At 68.7% G+C, this 1,316-nt stretch carries 1 protein-coding gene and 1 pseudogene; both read right to left on the bottom strand.

Annotation, left to right across the window (positions count from 1 at the left end):
* Positions 1-11: 11 nt before the first annotated feature.
* Positions 12-722 (bottom strand): ribonuclease activity regulator RraA, encoded by a 711-nt coding sequence (locus GVY41_RS20055; RefSeq protein ID WP_161348724.1) that lies wholly within the window; start codon positions 720-722, stop codon positions 12-14.
* Between the two features lie 21 nt (positions 723-743).
* Positions 744-1,316, bottom strand: a pseudogene (locus tag GVY41_RS20050) (dihydroxy-acid dehydratase); the annotation flags it as partial.

Below are 1,316 nucleotides of genomic sequence, written 5' to 3'. Positions count from 1 at the left end.
GCGAGACCGCCTCAGCGTCCGTTGGCTTTGCGCCATTCGGCGAAGAGGGTCAGGTTGCGTTCGTCGGTGGCGGGGTAGAGGCCGATGATGGTGGCGCCGGCCTTGACGCGTTCGACGGCGAAGTCCTCGTAGGCGGTCATCTCCACCGCCTCGTCGGCGATCTCGTCGGCGATTTCCGCCGGGATCACGATCACGCTGTCATCGTCGCCGACCACGATATCGCCCGGGAATACCGGCACGTCGCCGCAGCCGATCGGCACGTTGATGTCGATGGCCTCGTGCAGGGTCAGGTTCGTCGGGCTCGAGGGGCGCGCGTGATAGGCCGGGATCTCCAGCCCCGCGATCACCATCGCATCGCGGAAGCCGCCATCGGTGACGATCCCCGCCCCGCCGCGCACCATCAGCCGGGTGATCAGGATGTCGCCGGCGCTGGCGGCGCGGGCATCCTTGCGGCTGTCCATCACCAAGACCGCGCCTTCGGGGCAGGTCTCGATGGCCACGCGCTGCGGGTGATCCTCATTGCGGAACACCGACATCGGGTTGCGGTCCTCGCGCGCCGGCATGTAGCGCAGGGTGAAGGCCGGGCCGACCATGTTGCGGCCCTTGGGCGCCACCGGGCGCACGTCCTGGATGGTCTGGCTCCTCAGCCCGCGCTTGTAGAGCGCCGAGCACAGGGTGGCGACGGAAACGCCCATCAGCTTGTCACGGGTGGCAGGGTTCATGATCGGATCCTCTGGAGCGCTTCAGTTGATGACGGGGTCGGGGGTCGCGCCGCCGAACTCGCGGCGCAGGAAGTCGAAGTCGCAGCCCTTGTCGGCCTGCTCGACATGCTTGCCGAAGATATAGCCATAGCCGCGCTCATACCGCGGCACCGGGGCGACCCAGGCCGCCTGCCGCTCGGCCAGCTCCGAGGCGGAGACCAGCATGTTCAGGCTGCGGCTGGGGATATCCAGCTCCACCCTGTCCCCGGTGCGCAGCAGCGCCAGCGGGCCGCCGACAAAAGCCTCGGGCGAGACATGCAGCACGCAGGCGCCGAACGAGGTGCCCGACATCCGCGCGTCCGACAGGCGCACCATGTCGCGCAGGCCCAGCTTCAACAGCGCCTTGGGCATCGGGATCATGCCCCATTCCGGCATCCCCGGCCCGCCCTGCGGCCCGGCATTGCGCAGCACCAGCACCGTGTCCGGCGTCATCGGGTACTCGGGATCGTCGATGATCTTCTTCAGCTCGGGATAGCTGTCCGCCACCAGCGCCGGGCCGGTATGGCGGTGGAACTTCGGATCGCAGGCCGCGGGCTTGATCACCGCGCCATCGGG

Origin of the sequence: Frigidibacter albus (genome assembly GCF_009908165.1) — a bacterium.
Lineage (GTDB): Bacteria > Pseudomonadota > Alphaproteobacteria > Rhodobacterales > Rhodobacteraceae > Frigidibacter > Frigidibacter albus.
The sequence above is the reverse complement of the archived record's forward strand: the minus strand, read 5'-3'. Positions and strand labels throughout refer to the sequence as shown.